Origin of the sequence: Paenibacillus rhizovicinus (genome assembly GCF_010365285.1) — a bacterium.
Lineage (GTDB): Bacteria > Bacillota > Bacilli > Paenibacillales > Paenibacillaceae > Paenibacillus_Z > Paenibacillus_Z rhizovicinus.
In genome coordinates this window covers 3692129-3715139 of sequence record NZ_CP048286.1, presented here as the reverse complement: position 1 = coordinate 3715139, position 23011 = coordinate 3692129, and the positions used below count along the sequence as shown (strand labels likewise).

Genomic DNA, 23011 nt, shown 5'->3' with positions numbered 1-23011 from the left:
TCTGGATGTCGACTGTCGATCACAAGTCCAACTTATAACTTATTTGAAATAAGCGTCGATTTGCTCTTGCGCGGCCTTCGTGATCGTATCCATGCCGGCAGCTTTCAATTCGGCAACGATTTTCGGTACCACTTTCTCCGGATCGGAAGCGCCCGTCATCAGTTCATAGCGGTATTTGTCCCATACTGCTTTCGTGTTGGCTACTTCCGTACCCAGCTTGCTGATATCCAACGCGAAGCCGAGCGCCGTGGAGGAAGTTGCTTGCTCGTTCAGCTTCTTGACTTGATCCCATTGATCGACCGGAGCGCCTTTCGTAACGGCCAGGTCGAAGAACGTGCCTTGCGTGTAAGCAGCCAGCGGCCAAGTATCGGTCGTGCGTTCAACGACTTTCTCGCCGTCCACGTTCGTGTAGTCGACGCCCGGCTCGCCGAATGCCAGCATGTTGCGCAGCTTCGGATCGGTGTTGACCAGTTGCAGGTATTTCAACGCTTCGCTCTTGTATTTCGAGTTCGCCGAGATCGCGTTCAAGGAGCCTTGAATCGTGCTCGTCGTGTAGATCGGTCCGAAGTATTGGAACATGTCGTACTTCGCTACGCCTTCGTTGATCTGCCAAGTCGTTTCGGCGCCCGGGAATGCTTGCGCCGCGAAGAACGAAGGTCCTTTGTCCGCTTCTGTTTTCGTTGGCGCATCCGGGTTGACGATGCCGTCTTTGTACCAGCTGTGCAGCGATTTCAGGTCGTTCATGATGTCCGGCTGCTCGAGCACGGATACGACTTTACGGGACGCGTCGTCTACTTTCACGCCAATCGGCGGCAGACCGAGCGTCAAGTCATCGTAGTTATTGAAGAAGCCGTTAAATCCGCTTTGTGTCATTGGCAGCGGATAGAAGCTCTTGCCTTCGCCGGCTTTCATATCGTGGAAAGGCTTGTCGAGATCTTGCATCGATTTGATGTTAGCCGTGTCAATGCCGTATTTCTGTACGTACTTGTCGTCGAATACCCAGTATTGCGTGAGCGAGGAGTCTTTATACGTCGGTACGGAATAGATTTTCCCGCCGATTTTCGTTCCATCCCAAACCTTCTGCGGAATGAGGTTGTAGAGATCCGGCGTGTCCTTCTGAACGAGATCCGTCAGGTCGGCAAACGCGCCCAAAGCGACTTGCTGGCTGTATTTGCCGTTATTCGTAAACATGATATCGAACGGTTCGCCCGTGTTCACGACCGTGTTGATCTTCGTATCCCAGTCGCCCCAGCTTGCTACTTTGATATCGACTTTCACGCCGATTTTCTCAGCCGTATATGCGTTCATTGCCTCGAGCGCCTTGTCGAAGTTCTCCGGCACTTGGCCGCCGATCGTCCACCATACGAGCGTTGGCACATCGCCGGACTTCGCAGGCGTGTTCGCATTCGTCCCGGCGTCGGTTGCCGTATTCGCAGGCGTATTAGCCGGCGTGTTGTTAGCCGCGTTGTTCGAATCGGAATTCGAGTTGCCGCAGCCTGCCAGAGCAGTTGTCAGGAGCGCCGCGGCGCCGATTGCAAGCAGTTGCTTCTTTGTCTTTTTCATGATGTTGTTCCTCCTTTTAATTATCTTTCTCTCTTTCCATGCACCCCGCCTTTGATGTGTTGCGGCGGATATATAAACCGGATAATATCCAGGCTTATTCAAGTTGCTCGGATTAACCTTTGACAGCGCCGACCGTCAGACCGGAAATAAAGTATTTCTGGAAGAACGGATAGGCGATCGCCACGGGAAGCACGATGATGATGGCGACGGCCATCCTCGCGGATTCCTTCGGCATGGTTGCGACAAGCTGCGCGTAGCTGATTCCCATGACGGACGCGTTCTTGGCCAAGGCATCCACGTTGGTCATCAAACTGTTCAACAGCGCCTGCAGCGAGTACAGGTCCTGATTGTCGATGTACAGCATGGAGTTGAACCAATCGTTCCAATAGGAGAAACAGAGGAACAATCCGATCGTCGCCAGTACCGGAAGCGAAATCGGCAGCACGATCGAGAAGAAGATGCGCAGCTGGCTCGAACCGTCGATTTCCGCGGATTCGATCAATGCGTCCGGAATCGTGCTTCGGAAGAACGTTTTGCAAATGATGACGTTGAACGACGAGACGGCCAATGGAAGAATGAGCGCCCATACCGTATCCTTCAGCCCGAGCAAATTCGAGTTGATGTAGTAGCTGGACACCAAACCGCCGTTGAACACCATCGGGATGAAGACGATCCAAGTCAGGAATCCGTTCAGCTTATAATTCGGACGGGACAGGACATAGCCCATCGAAGTGGTCAGCATGACGCCAAGCACCGTGCCGACGACGGTAACGAGTACGGAGATGCCGAGCGCCTTTGAAATCAACTTTCCTTGCTGGGCGATGTAATGATAAGCCTCGCCGGAGAAAGCCGTCGGGAAGATATGGTAGCCGCCGTTCCGTATGGAATCTTCGCTGCTGAACGAGATGGACAGCACCACGATGACCGGGATCAGGCAAAGCAGCGACAGCACGATAAAGATGAGATGGAAACCGACGTTTGTGCCGGTTTTGACCCGGTTGAATTTATCCAATCCGGATTCGAATTGCGTTCTTGATGACATTTCCCGCTTCCTCCTTTACATCATTGCGCTTTCACGGTCGACGCGTCGAACGATCCAGTTAGCAGTCAGAATGGTCAGACAACCCATCACGGATTGTACGAATGCGGAAGCCGAAGCCATGCCCACCGTAGCGGTTTTGAGCTGACTGTACACGAGCACGTCAAGCGTAGTCGCGACATCGAACAGCGAGTTCGAATTCCGCGGCACTTGGAAGAACAAGCCGAAATCGGTATAGAAGATGCGTCCTACCGCCAGAATGAACATCATCACGATAACCAGCTTCATCAAGGGCAGCGTAATGAATCGCGCTTGCTGCCATTTGGAAGCGCCGTCAATAACGGCTGCTTCATAGTACGTGCTGTCGATGCCGGTGATGGTCGCCAGGTAAACGACCATGCCATAGCCCAGCCCTTTCCACACGTTCATGAATACCAAGAAGTACGGCCAATATTTCGGCTCCATGTACCAGTTGACCGGGTCTTTGCCGAGGCTGCCCAGGAACTGGTTGGCGATCCCTTTGTCGAAGCTGAGGAACGCCCACACGATAGCGGACACCACGACCCAAGACAAGAAGTAAGGCAGGAACATCAGCGTCTGATAAACTTTGCCGGCCTTGCTGTTGTGCAGCTGGCCGATCATCATCGCCAACGTGACGGGCACCACGATGCCCAGAATGATGAAGATCAAATTGTAGCCAAGCGTATTGCGAATGACGACCCAAGCGTCGTTCGACTTGAACAGAAACTCAAAGTTCTTGAACCCCGACCACTTGCTGTGGATAACGTTGCTCAGGAAACCACCGTGAATCTTGAAATCTTTAAAGGCGATAATGAGGCCGAACATCGGCAAGAAACAAAATAAGATGTACCAGATCGTCGTCGGCAAGGCCAGAAACGTCAGCTCGGTATCCTGCGTGCGCCAGCGCACCCGCGGGCGTTTTCGTCCGCTCTTCATGTCCATGTTAGCCACTCCTTCCGTTGTGCTCATGCTAGTGTGTACACGCTTTCAGCTTTCTGTAAGCGCATTCGTTTTCATCCGAAATGGCCTCGAACACTGTGATCCTGCGCCGGGGTTACCAGTTTCCCGCAGCTGCTTTCCATGTTTCAATGCGTACACCATTCAATCTAACTGATGTCATTGTATAGAAAGTAGGCGCTCTCATTCCAGATAACAAACATAAGACCGCAGTCAACAAACGTTAGGTTTTAGGGGGAACGAAGCTAAAGTTTACAGGTACCTTCAGCCAGGGAATGCGGACGGCTGGTATGCCAGCCATAAAAAAGAAGCTTCCTACACGCCGTTATTCGGCGGTTCGGAAAGCTTCTTGTATGCTGCCGAAGCACGGTCCGTGCTTCTCTATGCCAGATCGGCTTCCTGCGATGCCCGTCAGCGAACCTTCGGAACGACGCCCACCGTGCAGCGGGAGACGCAGATCAGCCGATCCTCTTCGTCGGTAATCTTGATATCCCATACCATCGTCGTCCGTCCCTTGTGCAGCGGCGTCGCCGTGGCGGTGACGATGCCGTCCTGTTTGGGGCGCAAGTGGTTGGCGTTGATCTCCATGCCGACGGCCAGCTGCGTTTCCTTATCGATCAGATTATAGGTACCGACGCTCGCCACGGTTTCGGCTAGCGCCACCGAAGCGCCGCCGTGCAAGACGCCGAAATACTGCCGGGTAGCCGGTCCGACCGGCATCGTGGCAACCACGCGCTCCTCCGTGCATTCCGTAATACGCATGCCCAGCACGCCGAACATCGTCTGTTCGTACGCGATATCCTCGCTGAGCATGAAGTGATTTTCAACTTTCTGATTCATAGGTGACTCTCCCTCTTAAGCTGTTACCCTCCACTTTACAGATGTGCAGCCGGAGAAGCAAATGCCGGTCTCAGCTAATCAGCTGCTGCTTCCTTCTTGCGGCGATGGCGCTTCCGATCTGCTGAACGGGCACGCCGGCCAGAATGAGCAGCGCAGCGGCATAATCGACCGTCGTCAGCTTCTCTCCCAGCAGCAGCACAATGAGCGCGAGCGTGACGAACGGCGTGACGAAGGTGAAGCTCGCAATCAGCGATGCCGGCGAGTAGCGCAGCGCTTGAAAATAAAGAAAGAAACCGATCACGACATTGCTCATGCTCAGCCAGAGCACGCCGCCAAGCGCAGACGGACCGGGCACGGACGGACTCGAAAACGCGATCAAGCTGCACGCGGACAGCAGGAAAGCGATGACCGTTATGAAGAACGTGCCGAGCAGCATATCCTGCTTGTTCTTCTTGGCCAAATTGGTGAACAGTCCCCAGCTGACCGCCGCCAGAATCGCAAGCGCGTCTCCGGCCGGGTTCGTGAATGCCAGACTGGATAGGTCCCCCTTGGTCATGAGCAGCACCGTTCCCAGGAAGCCCATCGCGATCGACAGCAGCTTGTAGCGGTTCAGCTTCTCCTTATGCAACGGAATGGCGAACACCACGATGAAGATCGGGAACAAGTAGTTCAGCATGGAAGCTTCGACGGCCGGAATCCTCGCGAGCGACTGCATGTAGAAAAAGTCGTATAGGAAGCTGAATAACCCGCAAGCCAGCAGCAGCGCCGCGGTCCGGGAAGTCCAGACATAAGCCGTGACGGTCCGTCTCTTCACCAGCAGAATCAGCGCAAATGCAATCACGGCAAAGCCGTACATATAAAATAAAACATGATAGCTGTCGATCTCGCGCAGCAGCAGCTTGCTTACCGCGGCCAGCGATCCCCACATGAGCAGCAGAATCGGCATCAGCACATACGGATTTTGCGAAGCGCGCAGCTTCTTGGCGTTGGCCGGCATCCTGCTTCCCACTCCTCAGCTCCGATTATTTTCAGGATAACGCTCTATCATCCATCATAGGATGCATGTCCTGATTTCGCAACGATTCGCTGGAAGGATACAGAATCGCCGGCTAACCGTCGCGCAAATAGCTTAAGGCCATCCTTCGCCGGATGGCCTTTTGTTTCGTGCATCGTTCGTATCCTTTCGGTTCAACTCTCCAGATCATAAGCGACAGGGTGGAGCGGCTGGTAGATCGGGAGATCCGCCCCGCTCGGGAGCTTGATCGAAGCGAGCCGCCCCCATCTCTGTTCGCTGACGGGCTCCGAGACCGTGACGCCCTTAGCGGTTAATTCCGCCAATGTCCCTTCGATGTCCTCGCACATAAAATAAAACTCCTGCTTGCTCGGTCCATCCGTTGGATGAACCGCAATTTCAGCGGGAGGCAGCTTGAAGATCAGCCATCCGCCGCCGGCGTCGACGCCTGCCAAGCCGAGCACATCCCGGATGAAAACCCGGTCCGCATCCGCGTCCGCGCTGTATAAAATAATGTGTGCCGCGTTGATCATGCGTTCATCCTCACCTTCTTTCGGACAATCTGGTTCCTGCATATTGTCCCACTTGATCCACATAAATAAAGATGTTGCCAAAGAATTTCATGAACCTTTTATATTCGGCATTGCCTTGCAACACGATAATCGCGGGATACGCATTGACCTTGCGTTGTTGTAAGGAAGCCAGCAGCTCCTGCTCCGCGGTGCAATAAAACTTCCCGTCCTCGTAATAAAGAAGAAGCGGCTGGGTCGCAGCCGTATCATCATTCTCGCTTGGACGGTCCATCCCAAGGCTGCCCGCTTCGGGCTGAATAAGACGCAGCGGAAACTTAATGACTCCGAAGCAGAGGGCATGCTCCCCTATAAGCGCCTGTACCATCGGAGCGGCCTTCCGGGTAAGCAGCAAGTAGCATTGGACCCACTCTTCCATCATCCCTGCATTCGCATAATGCACGGCGGATTCCAGTGTCGGCGAGTAAGCGAGATCCTTATTGCCTTGCTTCGAGTAGATGATTTTCTTAATCGAGTCCAAGGATAAGAAGTATTCGTCCGCAAGATCCGACACCGTCAGCCCATGCGCGTACTTATTGCGAATCATGCGATTGCGCTTCTGCAGCTGGTCCCGGTAGCCGGACGTTTCGCCCCAAGCCCTTTTCCCCTCGGGAGAAGGGATATAGAGCAGCTTCCCTGCCGCGTATTTCTGGATTTCTTTCAACAGCTCCTCGGGGATAACATCGTTGGCATTCTCGTATTTCATCCGGTCACCTTCTATAAGGCGTATTCTACAAAGCGTACATGCGATCCTTCAGTTCGCCGATGGATCTCATAATGTAAAAGCAGGATTCCGTATCATCGATCGAGGCATGCCAGCGGAGGACATCGATCCCTTTATAATAAGCCATACATAGGAATCTCTCTTGGAAGTCCGGGATGACGATGTCCCTCCGCTTGCAGTAGGCGAACAACAATTCCGGAATGCGCAAATACGGCTTATTCAAGTCCATCGTGGCAAAATCGAGCAGGAAGTCACTGATGCCGGATCGGCTCCAGTCCGGGAATCCGACCTCCGTCTTGCCGTCCGTGATCATATTAATGAAGAACGTATTGTTATACACCAGATCACGTCTTCCTTCGCAATAAGGAATGCGGTCCTTCATCTCCTGCAAGTACTTCTCGTAGAATTCATGCTCAAGCGGCGTTGTCTCGAACATCTCCTTCCAATTGTACCAGTACCCCTCTTGATCGTCCGCGAACGTCCCGATCAGAAATTCCTCGCAGGTGCGGTATGGGGTATTACATTCCTCGTCAAACTCGCCATACCCTTCTATTCCGCTAATATCGGACGCGCGAATGTCCAGGATTTTGTCAAAGAACAATTCATGGCAGGCTTCAAACTGTTCCGGGCTTAACTGATCAGCGATAAATCCATTCGGCGTCATGCTTACTTTGTCAGAAAGCAGCGACTTAATGACATGGTCTTTACTCATCTTATTGGCTCCCTTCCCGTCGTTAACGGTTGTTCATCAGATGCGCATCTAATATAGGGTAAGAATAGCATTGGAAAGGCATGGCAGATAGGTAACGAATAGATTAACCTGACTTTACACGGTTCGGTTTACGAAGGATGGCATCGAGTGAGGGCACAGGCCGCTGAGCCAGCTCAAAAAAAGCACGAAACGAAATCCGCCACGGATAACGTTTCGTGCTTTTTGAGTGCTCGGTATGCCACCGTTCCGTTTTACAGCACGCGGTCCGGATTGTACTTCGCTCTGAATTTATTCGCGATGTAGATTTCGTAGATGGCGCGATCCAGAAGGCCCTCGACGATGCAAACCTCGATTCTCGTCACTTCATCCCGGTGGTTCTTGATCGGCGATACGGTATCTTCAAAATGCTTCTTGATTCTTGGGCGCAGCTTTCTCGCTTTCCCCACGAACAGCAGCTCATCTTTGCTGTTGTAGAACATGAAGATTCCGCCCGTTTCCCTGGAAATCAAGTGGAAATCGGTGAATCCGTAAATATGGCTTTCCTGAGGATCACTCTTTTTCTTTATGGTTACGTCCGGTCTAGGCAGGGTGATGTCGATCATTGCTCGGTTCACGTCCTTTTTAAGGTTGGTCTATATACTACCATGAATGCAGGCGTATACCTAGCGTTTCTCCTCGCTTGATGCTTCAACCGTCTCCGCCTGAATCATTAACTTCACCGTTCCTGCGATCCCGTCCCGCAACGCGTCGACATTCTTCATGCTCTCCGAGTCGAGCGGCAGACCGAATGGGTTCGCCACTGTCCATGCGGTAGCAAGCGTCATGACCGTCGTCAGGATAAAGGCAGGCGGGAACGCCGTCCCGATCTTCCCCGACTGCTGGGCAGCCGCTATAGATTGCACTTTCAAGCTGCGCGAATCGTCGCGATCGCCGAGTCCTTCCGCTTGCTGTTCGATATTGGACCATACCAACAAGCGCATCAGCTCTGGATTCGATATCGCGAAGTCGAAGACGCGAACCGCGAAGCCCGGCAGGTCTTCAGGGGTAAAGTCGATTTCTTGATACACCCGCGTAAGGTGTAACCGCAAGATCGTGTTAAACAGCGTTTGTTTGTTCTCGAAATAAATGTAAATCATGTTTTTATTGCATCCGGCATTCTTGGCAATTCGATCCACGCGTGCACCCATAATCCCGTACGCGGAGAATTCGGCCATCGCCGCCTCCAGAATACGTTCTCGCGTTACTTCCGAATTACGCATAAGCATCTTCCCTTCAAGAGCGTCACAATTGGAATCAGTATATCATTTGACAAACCGGTTAGATAGTTCTATCATCTTAACTAACCAGTCAGTTATATAATGAGCGACTGAGAACGATTCGAAAGAAGGTTTTCTTGATGGCGCAACGAACATGGTTGATCACGGGCGTCAGCAGCGGGTTTGGCCGGCTGAGGCTGATGACGGAGCAGCTGCTTGAACGCGGTGATCGCGTTGCCGGAACCGTTCGGAACAGGGAAGTTATGAATGATCTCCAACACAAATACGGCGATCTATTATGGGTGACCCAGCTCGACGTAACCGATACGCCAGCTATTCGCCGCGTCGTGGAGCAGGCATTTAACGACCTGGGCCGCATCGATGTCGTGGTCAGCAACGCAGGTTATGGCCTGATCGGGGCAGCCGAAGAACTGACAGACGAACAAATTGACCATCAACTCGATACGAACCTCGTCGGGTCCATCCAACTGGTTCGCGCCGTTCTTCCATACTTACGGGCGCAAGGCGGCGGTCGGATCCTCCAACTGTCCTCCGTCGGCGGTCAAGCCGCTTTCCCAGGCGGTTCGTTGTACCACGCGACCAAATGGGGCATCGAAGGCTTCATGGAATCGGTTATGCATGAAGTGGCGGCTTTCAATATCGGCGTGACGATCGTGGAGCCCGGCGGCGCAAACACCAACTTCCGGTACAAGAGCTCCAAGCTTGCTTCGAAGATCGATGCTTATGAAGCTTCCCCTGCCATACATGCGCGCCGCATGCTCGAGGAAGCGACGGCGCGGTCCATCGGCGATCCGGCAAAAATGGTTACCCTAATGATTGACAGCGTGGAGCGGACTCCCGCTCCCAAGAGGATCGCCCTGGGAAGTGACTCCTATACGGTCATTCACAAGGCGCTTACCGAGCGGCTTGCACTGCTCGAAGCACAGAAGGACCTTGCATTCTCGACTGACGAGAGTGCGAACAACTAAGTTTGAACAGCCCCTGCCAGGGTAAAGTTGAATAAGCCAAAATAACAAATGGAAAGAGGCATTCCTAATGAAATTATCCGGAAATACCATCCTTGTCACAGGCGGAAGTACGGGAATCGGATTGGCTTTCGCAGAACGCTTCATCCAATCAGGGAATACTGTCATTGTTACGGGACGCCGGGAGAACGTACTTCAGCAAGCGAAGGATAAACACCCGGGTCTCATCACGTATGCCGGTGATTTAAGCAAAGAAGCGGATCGTTTAGCCTTGTATGATTGGGTAAAGGCGAACCATCCGGACGTGAATGTGCTGGTGAACAATGCGGGCATACAACAGCGATTTAACGTTCTGAAGGCGGATTCGATAAACGATTGGCGTTATTTCAATAACGAAATTACGACCAATCTCGAAGCGCCGGTCCATCTATCGATGCTGTTCGCGCCTTATTTTGCTTCGAAACAAGCGGCGGCGATCCTGAACGTAACCTCCGGATTAGCATTTACGCCCTTCGCCATCGCTCCGATCTATTCGGCCACGAAGGCGGCGCTGCATTCGTTCACGATGAGCCTCAGACACCAGCTTTCGAATACGACGGTGGAAGTCATTGAAGTGGTGCCTCCGGCGGTAAATACCCAATTGGGCGGAGACGGGCTGCATGTGCACGGAGAACCGCTGGATGCTTTCGCGGACGGTATCTTCCAAGGGTTAGCGGAAGGGAAATCGGAGATCGGATACGGTACTTCCGTGCCTCGCCTGCGCATGTCGCGCGATGATATCGATCAACAAGTCTCCAATCTGTACGAAGCCACGAAGAGCATGGTTGAATAAGTACGCCTAGTACGGCTAACACGCCTAACATGCCTAGTACGCCTATCGATCGTCAAGCCCCCTTTCATAGGGGGCTTTTTGCAATTTGCATTTTGCAATTCGCGCTCATGTCGCGACTCCACGGCAGCTGATTCCTAGCCCCCAGCCTGCACATGATTACTTTCAAGTGCGTATGGGAGTTCAAAGTGCGTACTTCTCAATTCCTCCGTCCTGGCTCACAATGGTCCTTAGAAGAAGAGGAGGAATGCTGTATGAACCCAAGTGAAACTCAATTGCGCAAGACCGCTCTTGTCGTCGGTGCGAATGGCGTCATCGGACGGAATTTGATCGACTATCTGCTGACGCTCCCCGAGTGGGATATTATCGGCTTGTCGCGGCGCGGTGGAGAAGACTCCGTACGACTGAAGTATGTGGCGGTCGATCTGCTGGATGAAGAAGATACCCGGGTGAAGCTGGGGCATCTCACGGCCGTCACCCATATCTTCTACGCGGCTTATCAAGATCGCCCTACATGGGCCGAGCTCGTTCCGCCCAACCTCGCCATGCTCGTAAACGTCGTGAATGCCATCGAGCCGATCGCCGCGAATCTGCAGCACATCAGTCTAATGCAAGGTTACAAAGTGTACGGCGCGCATCTCGGTCCTTTCAAGACGCCGGCGCGGGAAACGGACGCCTATCATATGCCGCCCGAATTCAACGTCGACCAGCAGCAATTTCTCGAACGGCGTCAGCCTGGAAGCAGCTGGACGTGGTCGGCCCTGCGTCCGTCGGTGGTTGCCGGTTTTGCATTGGGCAACCCGATGAATTTGGCGATGGTGATCGCGATCTACGCTTCGATGTCGAAGGAACTCGGTCTGCCGCTCCGTTTTCCAGGAAAGCCGGGCGCCTACCACAGCCTGCTGGAAATGACGGACGCCAATTTGCTGGCTCGCGCGACAGTGTGGGCGGCCACCGATGAACGCTGCGCCAATCAGGCGTTTAACATCACGAACGGCGATCTTTTCCGCTGGAATGAGCTGTGGCCGAAGATCGGCGCGTTCTTCGGAATCGAGACCGCCCCTCCTTTACAGATGTCGTTAGATACGGTCATGGCGGACAAGGAACCGCTCTGGAATTCCATGGTGGAGAAATACGACTTGGAGCAAAACAGGTATAAAGACGTGTCGTCTTGGCGTTTCGGAGACTTCGTGTTCTCGTGGGATTATGATTTCTTCGCGGACGGATCGAAAGCCCGCCGGTTCGGCTTCCATGACTTTATCGATACGGAACAAATGTTTATGGATATCTTCCAAGACTTCCGCCAGCGTAAAATCATTCCTTGAGCATTCAGGTAGCTGGCGGAGGCTGGAACAGCACTTTTCCTCTTCCGCCATATACACGATCAATATGCGCATCGCCCCAACGGCACATGAAATGAAGGATGTCTTTCAAACTCCAGCCATAGTCCGTCAGCTCATATTCCACTTTCGGAGGCACCTGGTCATAAGAAATCCGGTTCACGATGCCATCCCTCACTAGCTCGACCAGCTGCTGAGTCAACACCTTCTGCGACATGGCAGGTATGAGCTGCATGAGCTCGCCATTGCGCTTCTTGCCGAACGTAAGATGGAACAGAATGACCGGCTTCCACTTGCCTCCGATGACTTCAAGCGTCGCTTCTACCGCGGTGTTGTAGATTTTCGCTTCCTCTTGCATCGCTTCGGATCGCCTCCCTGGCTTAACTTTAGCATCATGAACGGAAGACCACAAAACTAATTTACCTTTGCGCTTGCGCTTCTAAACCGATCGGTCTATACTGTACAAAACAGTATAGAAAGCGAGGAAACTTTCATGAGTATCATCGTTCCCCCTTTCACTCGCGAGTCCGCGACGAACAAAGTCCGGCTAGCGGAAGATAGCTGGAACAGCCGCGACCCGCATCGGGTTGCGCTTGTCTATACGGAGGACAGCCGTTGGCGGAACCGCACCGATTTCCCGGCAGGCCGAACGGAAATCGTCTCGTTTCTTTCCGAGAAGTGGGCGAAAGAGCTGGACTACCGCCTCATTAAGGAGCTTTGGTCGTTCACCGATAACCGGATAGCAGTACGCTTTGCATACGAGTGGCATGACGATCGCGGGAATTGGTTCCGATCTTACGGGAATGAGAATTGGGAGTTTGCTGCCGACGGCTTGATGGCACGCAGGCATGCGTCGATCAATGACATGCCCATCCTTCCATCCGAACGAAAATTTCATTGGCCGCTCGGTCGGCGCCCCGATGACCATCCCGGTTTAACGGATCTGGGCCTATGACCCGTACCGTATTCGAGAAGGCCGATGTAATTCCGCTGGTTGCCGAGGTTTTTCGCGAGCTCGGTTATGAGGGGGCATCCATGAGCAAGATCACGGAGCGCACGAAACTTTCCAAAGGAAGCCTTTATCACTTCTTCCCCGGAGGAAAGGAAGAAATGGCGGCCGAGATTCTCGCGCACATCGATAACTGGTTTGTAAGCAACGTATTCGAACCGCTCGAACGGGATGAACCCCACGCGGCGATTCAAAACATGTGGCGTGAAGTCGATGCGTATTTCCGATCGGGTCAACGAATCTGCCTGATCGGCGCTTTCGCTCTTGACGAGACGCGCGATCGGTTCGCTTCGAGGATTCGGCTGTATTTCAGAAGGTGGATCGATGCATGCTGCGCCGCGCTTGTTCGAGCAGGAGCGTCCATTGAAGCCGCTGCCCGACTGTCGGAGGAGACGATCGGTCGAATCCAGGGGGCATTACTGCTTAGCAGAGCGCTCAATGATGAGACTGTGTTTGAACGCACTCTGACAGCTCTTGCAGAGCGGGTACAGAAATTTCATGAGGCACCGCCTCCTGATTGATGCTAGGCAATGGGGTATGGCCGTGAAAATCAATTCAAATCAAACAACGCGCACCGATTGCGTATCGATGCGCGTTGTTTGATTTGGCTTCTTTCAAGATTACTCCTACTTCTCCTGCTCCTTGATCACCTGTTCAATCCCGAGCAAAATCAGGTTCAACCCGAACTCGAACGACGTATCGCTCCCCATCACCTGGAAAAGCCCGCTCTTGAACATCCTCCGGAACAATCCCGCATCCGTCTCGCTCATATCGTCCAAGAGCCGAATCAGCTCTTCCCCTGGTTCCGTCCCTTTCTCCTTAAGCATTACGGTAACATTGCGCTCATGCTGATAATTGTCCAGCACGAAGTAGAAGACATAGTTCACGAGCGTATTCACCACTTGCAATTTCTGCTCCCTCGTCATCGGCGTCGCTTCCACGCAGAGCAGCATGCGGTTGGTAAACCGGATAATGTCCGGCTCGTGGGGGAGCGTCATCATCATAAGCTGCGTGGAACAGGGATACCGGCTGAGCACGTTCCGCTGCGTTAACGCGAGCGCCGTTAGCTGCTCCTTCCAGTCGCCATCGGAGTTGAACTCCTCCAGTATCGTTTTCGATACCTGGTTAGCCAGACGCTGGTAGAGATGCTGTTTGCTCTTGAAGTACCAATACAGGGAGGGAGCCTGGATCCCCAGCCGTTCGGCCAATCTTCTCAGGCTGAATTTCTCGATGCCCTCCTCCTCCCCCAGAAGCTCCCACGAGGCTTCCAAAATCTTGTCCTCCGAAATTTGAGGCTGCTGTTTTTTCATCGCGATCCATCCTTTTAACTAACAGTGTAAGATTATGCTTTACAGGTCCATACGTCCATGATATCATCTAACACTGTAAGGCACAAACTAACACCGTTAGATTGAGGGCAAAAATAAACCACAGAAGGTCGTGATCCGCATGGATACAGAAAATAAAGAAAACCTCCATTACTTTGAGAAAGCACCGGTCGCCAAGGCCGTCGCGCATTTTGCCGTACCGATGATGCTGGGCATGTCGATGAGCGTCATCTATTCCATCTTGAATGCCTTTTTCCTTGGCACGCTGGGCAATACGGCCATGCTGACCGCACTCGCATTAACCTTGCCCTTATTCGCAGCTATTATGGCGCTTGGCAACTTAATCGGCGTCGGCAGCAGTGCTTTCATCTCGCGTTTGCTCGGAGAGAAGAGATATGATGACGTCAAGCACGTATCCTCGTTCGCCTTTTACAGCAGTTTAGTGCTCGGTCTTCTCTTGATGGCCGTCGGCCTTCCGTTGATCGATTCCATCGTTCACGGCTTAGGCGCGACGGTTGACTCCTTCGGCTACACTAAGGACTATGTCACGATCATGATTATAGGTTCGCCCGTCATCGTCTTATTCTTCACGCTGGAGAATATCGTGCGTGCCGAAGGTTCAGCCATCACGTCGATGATCGGCATGATTATAAGCGTAGCCGTGAATATTATCCTTGATGCGCTGGTCATCTTCGTCTTCCACTGGGACGTAATCGGCGTGGCGTCTGCAACGGTTATTGCCAACCTGGTTGCAAGTGCATTCTACGCCTTCCATATCGGATATAAGAGCTCCTTCTTAACCGTCTCGATCCGATGGTTCAAGGCTTCCAAGGAGATTCTCAGCAATGTATTCAAAATCGGCGTGCCCGTCTTTATCATGAGTCTCTTCCTGGGCGCGATGTCGCTGATCTTTAACCGTTATTTGGTCGAGTACGGGGAGCAGGCCGTAGCGGCGTTCGGAATTTCTTCCCGTTTGCTGCAATTTCCCGAGGTGATTCTGATGGGCTTATGCGAAGGAGTCGTGCCGCTCATCGCCTTCTCGTTTACGGCGAATAAATTACGAATGAAGCATACGATTGCATTCACGATCAAAGCCATCTTGGCGCTGGCCGTCGTGTTCGGCGTTATCGTCTATCTGATTTCCGACCACTTGATCGGCTTATTCACGAATGACCCGCAATTGATCGAGATGGGCAGCTACATTCTGCATGTAACGTTCTTATCCTTGTTCATTACAGGCATGACCGCGTTGTTCACGGGCATCTTCCAAGCAACCGCCCAAGGGACCGCCGCGTTTATTATGTCCATCATTCAAGGGATTACGCTGATTCCCGTGCTGTATATCGCCAATCGGCTGAACGGCTTCCACGGTGTCGTCTGGTCGCTCGTCATTGCCGATACGGTCGCATTCCTCGTCGGCGCCACCATGCTGTACGTGCTGCGGAACAAACTGCAGCCGGATTTGGAAAGCTTGGCGGCGTAGTGGAAGTATAGAGACCTATCACATAAAAAGGCAGGATTAGGGCATTCCCTAATCCTGCCTTTTTGCGATGCGAGAATGGGAATCGCGCGCTAAGTAACTACGGTTCACCTTGACGATCACTTCCCAGATTCAATAACCGTCTTCTTGCCTGCCGCGTATTTCTTGCCCCATTCGCCCATCTGCTCCAAAATGGGCATGAAGGTTCTTCCCTTGTCAGTCAAGGAATACTCTACTTTGGGCGGCACTTCCCGATATACTTTTCTGTCGATCATTTGATCGCTTTCCAATTCCCTTAGCTGGCTGGTCAGAATTCCTTTAGAGACTCCGGGCACTAATCGTTGCAGCTCCCCGAACCGTCTCGTCTCTTGCAAATGCCACAAAATAATAATTTTCCATTTCCCCGCAATGATGTTTTGCGTATCCGTCACAGGGCATACTTTGATCTGCTCTACGGGAATTTCTCCCTCGAATGAAGTACGGGCCATCGCAAAAGCCTCCCTTTTCACATGGTTCTGTTTTTGTGACTATGTTATAAAATTATGCCTACTTACAAATAACCGACTAAAGCTATAGTATAAAATCAAGAGCCAAACAGCAACTACGTACAAAACAACTGGAGGAATGAAAAATGAAAATCGGTATCATTGGCGCCACAGGCAAAGCCGGAAGTCTTATTTTAGACGAGGCATTGAGCAGAGGACATGAAGTAACGGCTATCGTGAGAAACGCTTCGAAGCTCGCAGACAAGAAAGCGAACCTGCTCGAAAAAGACATTTTCTCGCTTACGGCATCCGATCTTCAACCGTTCGACGTCGTCGTAAGCACGTATGCGGCGCCGCATGGAGAGGAGCATCTCTATATCGATGCGGGCCGATCGTTGGTTCAAGCGCTTCAAGATGCTCCGGATACAAAATTAATCGTCGTGGGCGGTGCGGGAAGCCTGTTCGTCGATGAAGAAAAAACAGTCAAATTGATGGAAACGCCCGATTTTCCAACCCTGTACTATGCAACGGCATTCAATGCCGGCAAACAACTTGAGGAACTGCAAAATGAAACATCCATCTCATGGACTTATATGAGCCCTGCCGCTTTCTTCGACGCAGAAGGAAACAGAACGGGGTCTTACCAGTTGGGACAAGATCATCTCATTCTGAATAGCAAAGGCCAAAGTTATATCAGCTACGCCGACTTTGCTATCGCTATGGTGGACGAAATCGAAAATCCGAAACATGCGAATGAACGGTTTACCGTCGTTGGCGAAGCGGAATAACGGATATAGGCAGCGGCGAGCTGACCTTCAACGAAATCTATACGAACAACTTTCACCGTAAACGGTCGGCGAAAATGGAAAAAGGAGCTGCTTATCTCAGCTCCTTTTTCCATTCAGGGTGGTTTGAGCCGATCATTGGTCGACTCGCTTACCCACCGGTATACTCTGAGCGAAACGAAACACATTATGAGGATCGTACTTGCGTTTCACCTGCTTCAGTCTGCCGAAGTTCACGCCATAATACGCCTTCGGCCAGTTCTTAATCTGCAAGTCGGGAAAGTTCACGTAATCCCCATGAACAAAGGGACGCAATGCGCCGCGGAACCCGGCCACCCACCGAATATTCCGCCGCTGCTCTCCATCGTTCCTCCAGCGGGCCGACAATTCGTAGATCGTTTCGGCTTTCCGATGCGGATAGGCCGTTGCAGTAGGCGACACTCGGCTTACGGCGCTCCCTGCTCCGCCTAAGCTTTGGCTCCACACGCCGGCATGCTTATTGGGTGCCTTCGATAGAAAGTCGCGTATGATTCGTACCCCTTCACGAGGCAAAGGTCGAAACCCGTAGGCCCCGGAAATTTTGAACTTCGGTTCCAAATTCAAGTCCGATTCGGCAAAGAATTTGGTCGCTTCAATAAAAGGCACGGTCTTCACCATCACCTTGACCGGAGTGCCTGCTCGCAAGAGCGGTCTGATCAGCCGGCGCAGCTCCTCTGAACCGCCAAGTAATTGCCCGGTAGATACGATGGTTCCCACTTGCTTGGCAGCCACCTCGATGGTTGAGGTCAAGCGGTTCGTGACAGACGGGGCCCAGCGCTGCCAAGCCGGCAGCACCTTCTCCAAATCGCCGAATTTCCAATCGATCCTGTAGATCGAAACCGTCGAGATGGGTCTGACCCGAAACGTATAGGCCGTGGCAATGCCAAAGTTTCCTCCCCCTCCGCCTCGCGATGCCCACAGCAGATCGGAATGTTTCTTCTTGTTGGCCACAATCGTCTTTGCCCCGTACCTCCCCGAAGCTACGACCATCTTGACTTGTTTCAAATTATCGCAAGTCAGCCCGTATTTGCGGGAAAGCAGACCGATGCCGCCTCCCAGGGCAAGTCCGGCTACGCCCACGTCGGGCGCGGTCCCGGCCGGGAGCGCCACGCGCTTATTCCACAGCTTCTTGTACACGCGGGCAAGCGGATTTCCCGTCTGTACGATGGCCGTCCTATTGGTTCGGTCAACCTTAACCTTATTCATCTCGCTCACGTCGATAATAATGCCGCCGTTCACGGCCGAGAAGCCTTCATAGCTGTGCCGCCCGCTGCGCACCCGCAGCCGCACGCCCCGCTCGCGAGCCCATTTGACCGCATTAATCACATCCTGAGTCCGTTTGCAAAAAACGATAACCCTCGGGAATTTCGAAAAACGCCTATTGAATTCCATTCTTGCCGCATTGTATGACGGATTGTCCGGAAATACGATCCTTCCGGTTAATCGCGTACTTGTCTTTCTCCGGTTTCGTGCCATCTCCTCTACACATCCCCGTCCATGACATAAGCCTTGCTCATCAGCTTATTTCTATGTAGGGACACCCGTCCTCGCAACGGCTAACGCCCTGTTGATCAAATTCGAATATAGCGAAGTGGCCGCAGCGGAACGTTTGATCGATTGTCCGAGTACCTGTCAACGCTATAAAGCACGAAAGAACCGGCAAACGGCAGAAAAGGGATTCCTCTTGGGAATCCCTTTTCCAGTTACTCGGCTGCCCTGCCTGGTCCGCGCTTTATTTCCGAACTACGGGAATCCACATCTCGCCGGCGACCAGCCCGTTACGCTCTTCCATCACGACCGTTGCATTCGGCCCGCCGACATAGGCGAAGTCCTTCGCTTCCGGCAAAACTTGTCCGAAGGCAATGCCGGACACCTGATTATTCAACTCTTCAGCCGTCTTCGCCTCCCCTTTCACGACCAGGTATTCGCCCTCTGGAAACTGGATATCGCGGGATCCCTCTGTCGCGGGTGCCGTGGTCGCCGTCATCACGCCGGCGTAGTGCATCATCTTGCTATTCACCGCTTCGTTCACGGCAAATACGTAGTCATTCGCTGCCATGGCTTTCAGTGTATCCAATCGTCCATTCTCGCCGACGGCCTGCCAGAATTCCGACTTCTCCCTGCTCATGCCTGCATAGTCCGTGTAACTGCTCTTAAGTTCCGTTCCAAGTCCATAGACCGTAAAACCTTTCTTTTGTTCCAGCGTATAGTTTGCCATCGTTATTCCCTACTTTCTTTATATTGGATTCGCGAACTGTCTCTTTCCCTTACAAGATTCCGGTTTGCTTCAATATTCTCCTTTAATCACGAAGAACGTACCTCGGATGGTCCCTGCCAGTTTGGACTTCTGCCTGGCGAATTTGAATTTCTTCTCTTCCAGCTCTGCAGGCACCTCCATCCCCTCGGATAGCTTGAACCCTACGGCCCGCTTCTTAGGATCATCCACCGTATACAGGACGTTGACCGCCAGACCGTCCTCATAGAAGACGAAGGCCCATTTGATATTTTCCACTTGAAAACGGGATGTTTCCAGCGGTCGAGCCGCGAACGCAATCCCGCGTTCTTCTTTCAATACCCGATTCACATAATCAAGCGTCTCTTGGCTTTCGCCGGCCGGTACGGTCGTAAATTCGTGCTTGTATTTGTTCATGAAGTAACGGGCTTCATTGGCGCGCATACCGGCCAGCGCTCCTGCTACCGGCGAAGATTCCAGACCGACCTCAGATACCTGTTTGAAATCAACAATCGTGGACATTTCTTCATTCCTCCTGTTTCATCGTTTTACCTCAGGTCTATCATAACCATGAATCATGTCAAAATATGAACCTGTTTAGCGTGCTGGAAATGATTCTCTTCCAAAGCTGCCTCTACCTAATAGTAGTGTCTGAGGCGAGGCAAGTCTATCGAAGTCGCGAATGGGCTGGCGTTCATTTCGCTTCCGTTAGAATCGGCGGCTTGTCGGACGCAGCGCCCAGGAGGCGATGCCAAGAGCGGCATAGAACAGCGGAAGAATAACATGGAATCCGCCATCCCCATAATCATGGGCGAACACATGAGACAAGGCCGCGCCTGTCATTAGAAAGAAGATCCCGCTATACGCCCATTCCTTAAGCCGAGGAAAACCCGGTACGACGATCGCCAGGACGCCAAGCAATTTCCAAGTCCCGAGAATGTTCGTGACGTATAACGGGAATCCAATAGCGGTCACTAAATCAACATTGCCGCCATATCGCATCAATTGCCCGATTCCGCTTAGTGCAATGGAGAAGGCGAGCAGGATGGTAACGATCCAATAAGCTGCCGTCCTTCCGATAGGACGGGATCCTATCTTCGCCATCTGGTCGTTGCCGGTTATCGTACGCATTTCAATTCCTCCTCCGCCGATCTCTTTTTCATTTGATCGACTCCTTTGTTTTTGTACTTGATGAGTTTATAATAAAGGTAAATGATGTCAAAAAATGATACTGTTTAGAGGACCCGATGAAAAAAGTAGAACGGATCAACATCATCATGCGCTACATCAACAATCGCGCCCATTTTACCATTTCGGAAATCATGCAGGAGTTTAACGTCTCCCGTTCAACGGCGATTCGAGACATCAGGGAGATTGAAGCGATGGGCATGCCCCTGGTCGCCGAAGTCGGGAGGGACGGGGGCTATTTCGTGATGAGCAACTCCGTCCTGCCCACGGTCCGCTTTACCGATAATGAGATTAAAGCTCTGTTTATCGCCTTCATGGCCACGCGCAACCTGCAGCTCCCTTATCTGAAGAGCCGTCACTCTTTAGCGGAAAAATTGCTCGGCCTCACCTCTCAAAACCAGCAGGATGATCTTGTTCTGTTGAACCAAATCCTGCTCTTCGAAGGTACCAACCCCTACAATCCCGATCTGCTCGATCTGTCCGATCTGCCCCATCCGATGCTCGAACGACTCATCCAGATCCTTCTTGAAGACCGCTACTTATTGGTTTCCGTCGAAGACGTCGAAGAAGGAAGGGAACTGAAGGCTTATCCCATCTATCTCATGCGCCTCTATCGCGAGAAAAGCTCTTGGCAAATCGAAGGCTTTGATCTAGAGGAGGGGACAAGGCGGATTATTCCCGTCGACAATCTCACCGACGTCAAACCATACCCGGAGAAGAAAAGAGTAAGCAAGAAGAAAATCGAAGAACAGCTGCGCAAGCAGGAAGAAGCCGTCAATCTCGTCCTCGCGCTTGGTCCCAAGGCGATCGCCCAGTTCAAAAAGTACCATCCCTTAAAAATGACCATCTCCTATACGAATCCATTTCAAACGACGGCTATCTTGAAAACGTTCGTTAATGTTCATCATCGGGACGAATTGACCGAAACTACAAACTGGTTGCTTTTCTTAGGCGGAGATATCGAGATCAGGGAAATTCCGAAGGAAGTTGCGAGTGAATTTCAGGGGAGAATGGAGGTGTTGGGAACAAGTCATTCCGAAGACGCCAAATCAGGGGCAGGACAACCCACCCCCGACAGGATCTAAATAAAGCAGGACAGCGCAGCCATCAATGACCCGCGTCCATGACGACCGTCGGCTGGGCACCCTGCTCCTTGGCCGGCCTTCTGAGCGTGATGGCCAGCAGCAAGCCAGCCGCCGCAAGCATGGCGATCAATATATAGGCATTGTGAAATGCGTGCGACATCGCGTCCGGAACGGGCTTCTCGCCTTGGTTCGCATAATGATTCGTACGGCTGACGAGCAGCGTCGTCAATCCCGCGATCGCGAACGATCCGAAGACCTGCTGGGCAGCGCTGGTCAACGAGGTTACCTTGCCTACCAGCTCTTTCGGAGCGGTTTGAATCAAGTGCGTGTTCAAGGCGATAAAGGACATGCCCGTACCGAGCCCGATCAAGGCGCGGGGAGCCAGGAACAACCACGGGCTGTCGCTCGGATCGATGAGCGAGAACGAGTACGCGCCCACCGTAATCAAGATCAACCCGCCGATAACCAACGGGCGTGCGCCGATCCGGTCGAACAGCCGTCCGCTGAACGGCATCATGGTCGCGGAAGCCAATGCCTGCGGCAACGTCCATAATCCTGCCTCGAACGCGCTCATTCCCATCAGCCGCTGCATGAAGTAGGGAACGGCGAAGATCAGCCCGAACATCGTGAACTGCATCACCCACTGCACGATAATCCCGCGAGTAAATTGCATGGACCGGAATACCCTAAGTTCCAGCAACGGCTCCCTCTTGCGGCGGAGCTCGACGACGACGAACAAGATCATGGCTGCGACGCCGACGATAAGTCCGGCGATCGTCCTCGCTGAAGTCCATCCCTCGCCCGCTTCGCTTAACCCGTACGACAATCCGCCGAAGGCGAACGGCGCAAGCGCGATTCCCGCGTAATCAAGCGGCGCCGACGCTTTTTTCGGAAGGTTCGGCAAGGACATCACGCTCATGATCACGCCTGCGATCCCTACCGGAATATTGATGAGGAAGATCCATTGCCAATTGACGTAATCGACCAAATAACCGGATATGACCGGGCCGAGTGCCGGCGCAAGCAGGACCGGTACCCCCATCATGCCCATAATTTTGCCCACCGACTCGGGAGGACTGATCCGATACGTCATCGCGAAGGCGATCGGCATGACCATCCCGCCGCCCAGACCTTGCACGATACGGAAGGCGATTAACTGCTCCGCCGTACCTGCGCACGCGCAAAGGACCGAACCGATAACGAATAAGATTATGGACACGATGAACGTCTGCTTCGCCCCGAAGCGGTCCGAGAACCAGCCCGCCATCGGAATCACGACGGCTTGAGCCAACGAATAACCCGTGATCGTCCATTGAATAAGACTTAATGAGCTGTGCAGATCATCTGCAAGCGCCGGAATCGCGACATTGACAGCCGTCGTATCCAAGATCACCATGAACAGCCCGACCACGATCGCGATCAGCGGAGCAAGGATGGAACGGACGGGCGTTGACGCACTGGCATGAACTTCTGCGGACATGTAAACTCCCCCAAGCATAATCATTTTCTTGCTAATAAAATAACACATCTC

General features: G+C 52.7%; 26 protein-coding genes. 8 read left to right on the top strand and 18 right to left on the bottom strand.

The features are described from left to right. Positions 1-39 precede the first annotated feature (39 nt). From GZH47_RS16710 to GZH47_RS16665, 10 genes are all read right to left on the bottom strand, one after another. Positions 40-1563, bottom strand: a complete 1524-nt coding sequence (locus GZH47_RS16710) for an ABC transporter substrate-binding protein (protein WP_162641528.1) — start codon at positions 1561-1563, stop codon at positions 40-42. A gap of 112 nt (positions 1564-1675) precedes the next feature. Then, complete coding sequence (locus GZH47_RS16705) at positions 1676-2605, bottom strand: carbohydrate ABC transporter permease (protein ID WP_162641526.1); 930 nt, start codon at positions 2603-2605, stop codon at positions 1676-1678. A gap of 15 nt (positions 2606-2620) precedes the next feature. Further along, positions 2621-3565 carry an ABC transporter permease gene (locus GZH47_RS16700; protein WP_162641523.1) on the bottom strand — a complete coding sequence of 315 codons (945 nt, stop codon included), beginning with the start codon at positions 3563-3565 and terminating at the stop codon, positions 2621-2623. 426 nt (positions 3566-3991) lie between these two features. Next, positions 3992-4420, bottom strand: coding sequence for a hotdog fold thioesterase (locus tag GZH47_RS16695; RefSeq protein WP_225446100.1), 429 nt, complete (start codon positions 4418-4420; stop codon positions 3992-3994). Positions 4421-4490: 70 nt separating this feature from the next. After that, entirely contained in the window at positions 4491-5417 is a 927-nt protein-coding gene (locus GZH47_RS16690; protein ID WP_162641520.1) for a DMT family transporter, read from the bottom strand. A gap of 191 nt (positions 5418-5608) precedes the next feature. Next, positions 5609-5965 carry a VOC family protein gene (locus GZH47_RS16685; protein WP_162641516.1) on the bottom strand — a complete coding sequence of 119 codons (357 nt, stop codon included), beginning with the start codon at positions 5963-5965 and terminating at the stop codon, positions 5609-5611. Positions 5966-5975: 10 nt separating this feature from the next. Continuing rightward, the gene (locus tag GZH47_RS34515; protein WP_318653370.1) at positions 5976-6707 is read right to left on the bottom strand and encodes a CD3324 family protein; all 732 of its coding nucleotides are present in this window, start codon (positions 6705-6707) and stop codon (positions 5976-5978) included. A 25-nt stretch (positions 6708-6732) separates the two neighbouring features. Then, positions 6733-7437: a hypothetical protein gene (locus GZH47_RS16675; protein ID WP_162641513.1), complete on the bottom strand. Its 705-nt coding sequence runs from the start codon at positions 7435-7437 to the stop codon at positions 6733-6735. A 251-nt stretch (positions 7438-7688) separates the two neighbouring features. Continuing rightward, positions 7689-8039, bottom strand: coding sequence for a nucleotide excision repair endonuclease (locus tag GZH47_RS16670; protein WP_162641510.1), 351 nt, complete (start codon positions 8037-8039; stop codon positions 7689-7691). A gap of 60 nt (positions 8040-8099) precedes the next feature. Further along, a complete protein-coding gene (locus tag GZH47_RS16665; RefSeq protein ID WP_162641506.1) occupies positions 8100-8696 on the bottom strand; it encodes a TetR/AcrR family transcriptional regulator in 597 nt (198 codons plus the stop codon). A 137-nt stretch (positions 8697-8833) separates the two neighbouring features. Here GZH47_RS16665 and GZH47_RS16660 point away from each other — a divergent pair, with 137 nt between their 5' ends. The 3 genes from GZH47_RS16660 (at position 8834) to GZH47_RS16650 (ending at position 11833) form a co-directional block, all read left to right on the top strand. Further along, positions 8834-9682, top strand: a complete 849-nt coding sequence (locus tag GZH47_RS16660) for an SDR family oxidoreductase (RefSeq protein WP_162641504.1) — start codon at positions 8834-8836, stop codon at positions 9680-9682. A gap of 67 nt (positions 9683-9749) precedes the next feature. Continuing rightward, a complete protein-coding gene (locus GZH47_RS16655; RefSeq protein ID WP_162641501.1) occupies positions 9750-10511 on the top strand; it encodes an SDR family oxidoreductase in 762 nt (253 codons plus the stop codon). A 251-nt stretch (positions 10512-10762) separates the two neighbouring features. Next, positions 10763-11833: an SDR family oxidoreductase gene (locus tag GZH47_RS16650; protein ID WP_162641497.1), complete on the top strand. Its 1071-nt coding sequence runs from the start codon at positions 10763-10765 to the stop codon at positions 11831-11833. A 4-nt stretch (positions 11834-11837) separates the two neighbouring features. Here GZH47_RS16650 and GZH47_RS16645 read toward each other — a convergent pair whose 3' ends face one another. After that, positions 11838-12206 carry a winged helix-turn-helix transcriptional regulator gene (locus GZH47_RS16645; protein ID WP_162641492.1) on the bottom strand — a complete coding sequence of 123 codons (369 nt, stop codon included), beginning with the start codon at positions 12204-12206 and terminating at the stop codon, positions 11838-11840. A gap of 135 nt (positions 12207-12341) precedes the next feature. Here GZH47_RS16645 and GZH47_RS16640 point away from each other — a divergent pair, with 135 nt between their 5' ends. Continuing rightward, entirely contained in the window at positions 12342-12803 is a 462-nt protein-coding gene (locus tag GZH47_RS16640; RefSeq protein ID WP_162641490.1) for a nuclear transport factor 2 family protein, read from the top strand. Continuing rightward, positions 12800-13378 (top strand): TetR/AcrR family transcriptional regulator, encoded by a 579-nt coding sequence (locus GZH47_RS16635; RefSeq protein WP_162641487.1) that lies wholly within the window; start codon positions 12800-12802, stop codon positions 13376-13378. Before GZH47_RS16640 ends, GZH47_RS16635 begins: the two co-directional genes overlap by 4 nt. A 105-nt stretch (positions 13379-13483) precedes the next feature. On the opposite strand, the gene GZH47_RS16630 is transcribed toward GZH47_RS16635, so the two are convergent. Then, positions 13484-14167, bottom strand: a complete 684-nt coding sequence (locus GZH47_RS16630) for a TetR/AcrR family transcriptional regulator (RefSeq protein ID WP_162641485.1) — start codon at positions 14165-14167, stop codon at positions 13484-13486. A 139-nt stretch (positions 14168-14306) separates the two neighbouring features. Here GZH47_RS16630 and GZH47_RS16625 point away from each other — a divergent pair, with 139 nt between their 5' ends. Further along, complete coding sequence (locus tag GZH47_RS16625) at positions 14307-15668, top strand: MATE family efflux transporter (protein ID WP_162641481.1); 1362 nt, start codon at positions 14307-14309, stop codon at positions 15666-15668. 116 nt (positions 15669-15784) lie between these two features. Here the strand turns inward: GZH47_RS16625 and GZH47_RS16620 are convergent, their stop codons facing one another. Beyond that, positions 15785-16153: a winged helix-turn-helix transcriptional regulator gene (locus GZH47_RS16620; RefSeq protein WP_162641476.1), complete on the bottom strand. Its 369-nt coding sequence runs from the start codon at positions 16151-16153 to the stop codon at positions 15785-15787. 143 nt (positions 16154-16296) lie between these two features. Here GZH47_RS16620 and GZH47_RS16615 point away from each other — a divergent pair, with 143 nt between their 5' ends. After that, a complete protein-coding gene (locus GZH47_RS16615) occupies positions 16297-16938 on the top strand; it encodes an NAD(P)-dependent oxidoreductase (RefSeq protein ID WP_162641474.1) in 642 nt (213 codons plus the stop codon). A 132-nt stretch (positions 16939-17070) separates the two neighbouring features. Here the strand turns inward: GZH47_RS16615 and GZH47_RS16610 are convergent, their stop codons facing one another. From GZH47_RS16610 to GZH47_RS16595, 4 genes are all read right to left on the bottom strand, one after another. Beyond that, positions 17071-18450 (bottom strand): FAD-binding oxidoreductase, encoded by a 1380-nt coding sequence (locus GZH47_RS16610; protein ID WP_162641471.1) that lies wholly within the window; start codon positions 18448-18450, stop codon positions 17071-17073. Positions 18451-18706: 256 nt separating this feature from the next. Then, positions 18707-19192, bottom strand: a complete 486-nt coding sequence (locus tag GZH47_RS16605; RefSeq protein ID WP_162641469.1) for a GyrI-like domain-containing protein — start codon at positions 19190-19192, stop codon at positions 18707-18709. Positions 19193-19261: 69 nt separating this feature from the next. Further along, on the bottom strand, positions 19262-19729 hold the full coding sequence (locus GZH47_RS16600; RefSeq protein WP_162641465.1) for a phage tail protein: 468 nt from the start codon (positions 19727-19729) through the stop codon (positions 19262-19264). A gap of 186 nt (positions 19730-19915) precedes the next feature. Continuing rightward, the gene (locus GZH47_RS16595; RefSeq protein WP_162641463.1) at positions 19916-20338 is read right to left on the bottom strand and encodes a DoxX family protein; all 423 of its coding nucleotides are present in this window, start codon (positions 20336-20338) and stop codon (positions 19916-19918) included. 116 nt (positions 20339-20454) lie between these two features. Between GZH47_RS16595 and GZH47_RS16590 the strand changes: the two genes are divergently transcribed. Continuing rightward, positions 20455-21480 (top strand): helix-turn-helix transcriptional regulator, encoded by a 1026-nt coding sequence (locus tag GZH47_RS16590; protein WP_162641461.1) that lies wholly within the window; start codon positions 20455-20457, stop codon positions 21478-21480. A 22-nt stretch (positions 21481-21502) separates the two neighbouring features. On the opposite strand, the gene GZH47_RS16585 is transcribed toward GZH47_RS16590, so the two are convergent. After that, positions 21503-22960 (bottom strand): DHA2 family efflux MFS transporter permease subunit, encoded by a 1458-nt coding sequence (locus GZH47_RS16585; RefSeq protein WP_162641456.1) that lies wholly within the window; start codon positions 22958-22960, stop codon positions 21503-21505. Between the last annotated feature and the right edge of the window lie 51 nt (positions 22961-23011).